Origin of the sequence: Erwinia sp. V71 (genome assembly GCF_965644245.1) — a bacterium.
GTDB lineage: Bacteria > Pseudomonadota > Gammaproteobacteria > Enterobacterales > Enterobacteriaceae > Erwinia.
On sequence record NZ_CBFFRK010000200.1, the window covers coordinates 1 to 3,463 of the forward strand.

Annotated in this window: 4 protein-coding genes; 2 read left to right on the plus strand and 2 right to left on the minus strand. The window is 53.0% G+C overall.

Annotated features, from left to right (window positions below):
* Positions 1 to 687: 687 nt before the first annotated feature.
* Complete coding sequence (gene exoX, locus ACSZO1_RS21880; RefSeq protein WP_437616425.1) at positions 688 to 1,347, minus strand: exodeoxyribonuclease X; 660 nt, start codon at positions 1,345 to 1,347, stop codon at positions 688 to 690.
* Between the two features lie 16 nt (positions 1,348 to 1,363).
* The gene (locus ACSZO1_RS21885) at positions 1,364 to 1,594 is read right to left on the minus strand and encodes a DNA polymerase III subunit theta (protein ID WP_437616427.1); all 231 of its coding nucleotides are present in this window, start codon (positions 1,592 to 1,594) and stop codon (positions 1,364 to 1,366) included.
* 190 nt (positions 1,595 to 1,784) lie between these two features.
* Between ACSZO1_RS21885 and copD the strand changes: the two genes are divergently transcribed.
* A complete protein-coding gene (gene copD, locus ACSZO1_RS21890) occupies positions 1,785 to 2,663 on the plus strand; it encodes a copper homeostasis membrane protein CopD (RefSeq protein WP_437616429.1) in 879 nt (292 codons plus the stop codon).
* Between the two features lie 53 nt (positions 2,664 to 2,716).
* Complete coding sequence (locus ACSZO1_RS21895; protein WP_437616431.1) at positions 2,717 to 3,058, plus strand: YebY family protein; 342 nt, start codon at positions 2,717 to 2,719, stop codon at positions 3,056 to 3,058.
* The last annotated feature ends 405 nt before the right edge of the window (positions 3,059 to 3,463 follow it).

The window sequence follows — 3,463 nt, forward strand, 5'->3', positions numbered from 1 at the left end:
GGTTCCGGCAGCCTTCAGTGGTCTTTGCAGAGTGAAGACAGGCGGCTTAGCGTTGCACTTCGAACTTGAATCCGCCCAATTCTGTTAGCGCAATTGATCATCATATTATCTCTGGTCATCGCAATAAGCAGGTTTCAGATATCATGGTTTGTACTGCATTGGTGTATGCAGTGATAAATTTTTTATGGCAATAAATATTCTGGCTTAATCTATTTAACTTAAAAACAATGGATTTTTTATTATCCTTTTTACGGTGTTAATTAATCTGGTGCTGCTATTAAAAAGTGGCGGTGATTATTGCGTTGACTGTTGTTATTGTCAAATTCGGATGTCAGTGCTCTGATAATAGTTACTGCCAATTGAATGGCGTGAATTAAACGTTGTATTGACACATTTTCTGCCAGAGAGAACTGGCATCTGTCTGTTTTTCAACGGTGTCAGGTTAGCGACAGAAAATTATGCTGGCGAATGAATGTAATCTGTTTCTCTGAGGCGCTGGAGATATCTCAGTGACCTGTCGGCTATGATTCCGCTTTGTTTATTCAATGTTGAGGTTGTCGCGGCAGGCTATTTTATTTTTCAGATAACGATAAGCAGAAAAATAATCAGATATTACCATGTGCCGTTACTGAAAATAGTCCGGGTGTGCAACCGTGATAATAAAAAGGTTGCACACCCGCCAGCATTCTATACGTCGAGATGTTGCAGCATTGCGCTGCGCAAACCGGCGTCCAGATCCGGGATATTACTCAGCATCCACTGCAGATAACCCGGATCGCGCTTCGCCACATCGGCGATTTTGCGTCCGCGATACTTACCGAACGGGAAGATGTCGGCACTTTTCTTCGCCTGCATTTGCTGCGCCATTTGCAGCGCATCCCAGCCGGAGATTTCCATAATGCGGATCAGCAGCGCCGCAGTGACATAACAGTCATACAACGCGCGGTGAGCATGCAAACCAGCAGGAGGTGTGACCGCCAGTTGCAGACTTTCACGCAGCGCCTGATTGCCATATTTCAGCCCCGGCCACAACGTGCGCGCCAGTTTCATGGTGCAAATCCACTCGCCGGACATTGGCGGCAGCATGCGGCGGTCAAAGCTGGCGTTATGCGCCACGTAGTATGCACTGCCCTGATAACGATGAATCGTCTCTTCGATGGGCGGCTTATCGCGCACCATCGCTTCCGTAATCCGGTGTACCGCCATGGCCTGGCGGCTGATAGGGCGATCGGGACACACCAGGTCGCTCATCGGATTGACGATCTGGCCGTTGACCACATCCACCGACGCGATTTCGACAATGCCTCCCTGCAAACCGCAGGTTTCGGTATCAATGACACGCAGCATGATTTACCCGGCAGCCTTATTTCTGTTTCGGTTCGTAAGGTAAACGCGACAGGCTCAGAGAAGCCTGGCGATGATGCTGCAGACGCTGACGGAACCAGTCGCGCAGCGCTTCCGGCTGCTCGCGTTCCACCAGATCGGCGACGACCGGCATGTTATAGCGCTCTTTAAACGCCACTCCTGCCGCAGCCAGGTCTACATTCACCTTATCTTTCTCTTCTTTTGGCAGGGGCGCCAGATTATTTGACATGCAATTCTCCTGTAACTCTGCGGCAAAAGTAATGCAGTTAGCCGGGATTGGCAAGCAACAGCACGCAGGATCACCCCGATCGCCTCGACAGGCTGGCACGCGCGGAGTATTCTGCCTGCCATCATGGCAAGTCCTGCCTGCGCAGGGACCGCAAACCACAGGGGAAGACCGCTTCAGCGTGAAGCAGCCGATGTCGCTAAGTACCTTATTTATTGCCTGCCGCTGGCTCCACTTTGCCGCGGTGATGCTGCTGGCGGGAAGCGCCTTCTATAGCGCATTGCTGGCGCCCAGACGCTATCGCACCCGACTGGCACAGCGACTGCATCCGCTGCTGCTGGTCAGCAGCGTGACGGCACTGCTGAGCGCGCAGGCACTGCTGGCGGTGCAGACCGGGCTGATGAGTGGCGACTGGCGTAATATCGCCGATGCCGCGACCTGGCAGGCGGTGCTGGGCACGGGGTTTGGTTCAGCCTGGCGCTGGCAGATCGTGCTGCCGCTGCTGGCCTGCGGCGCTTTTCTCCTGCGTGGTCTGCCACGCCAGCAACTGTTGCTGGTGGCCGGACTTGCCCAGCTCTGCGGTCTGGCGTTCGTTGGTCATGCTGCCATGCTCGACGGCTGGCCCGGGGCATTGCAGCGCGCCAACCATGCCCTGCATCTGGTTGCCTGTGCATTCTGGGTCGGCGGTTTGCCGCCGGTGCTGTTGCTGATGGCGGATGCGCGTGTGATTGCGCTGCGCACCGATGCGATTCGCACCATGATGCGTTTTTCGCGCTATGGTCATCTGGCGGTTGCGCTGGTGATTATCAGCGGTATCATCAACTCGCTGATAATTCTTGGCTGGCCGCTGACCAGCTTTGCGCTCTACAGCCAGCTGCTGCTGGTAAAAACCGTGCTGGTGGGGTTGATGGTGTTGATTGCGCTGTTTAACCGCTACTGGCTGGTGCCGCGCTTTCGCCGCGCGGGCGCGCAGACGCAACAGGCATTTATTCGCATGACTCAGCTGGAAATGGTGCTGAGCGTTGTGGTGCTGTTGCTGGTCAGCATTTTTGCCACGCTGGCACCAGCATAATGTGTTTTTTGCGCCCGACGGTTCGGGTGCGTGGAATGAAATCAGGAAACTCGATGAAAAAACTGGTCTGTTTACTGCTCGCGATGGGCATCAGCAGCAGCGCACTGGCTGCCTCACAAATCATTACCGTTAGTCGTTTTGAAATTGGTAAAGAAAAATGGGCATTTAACCGTGAAGAAGTGATGCTCACCTGCGCGAATAATGGCGCACTGTTTGCGATTAACCCGAGCACGCTGGTGCAGTATCCGCTGGATGATAAGGCCAGCGAGATGATGAATAGCAAGCAGGTGAATGCAGTGCCAATCACCATTATCCAGATTGATGATCCGAAAAATCCGGGCCAGAAAATGAGCCTGGCGCCGTTTATCGAGCGCGCGAAAACACTGTGTAGCTGAGCCGGTTAGGGGCAGGGCGGTGCACTGGTGGGTGTGCTGCCTGTCTGGTTTTTTCCTTCTGCTATCTGATCGCTTTATTCCTGTGCTGCTGCTTTCAGCCAGTACGGATTTTGGATTTCTGCCAGAACGATCACAATGTTAACTTCTTTCATCTAAGCCGTTTACCACTGGCTGGCATTCCCGCACGTTTTGTCTACGCTTTAAAGGGCAAGGCGACATCGCCTGCATTAATGCCAACTTTTAGCGCACGGCTCCACAAGAGCCATTTCCCTGGACCGAATATAGGAATCGTATTCGGTCTTTTTTTGTTTACTATTCAGAAACAGTGACTTAGGGAAGGTGCGATTTAATCGGTGGGGTTCAGTGGAGTCCTTAGCTGTATTAGCCTTACCTTAGCTGAGCTGT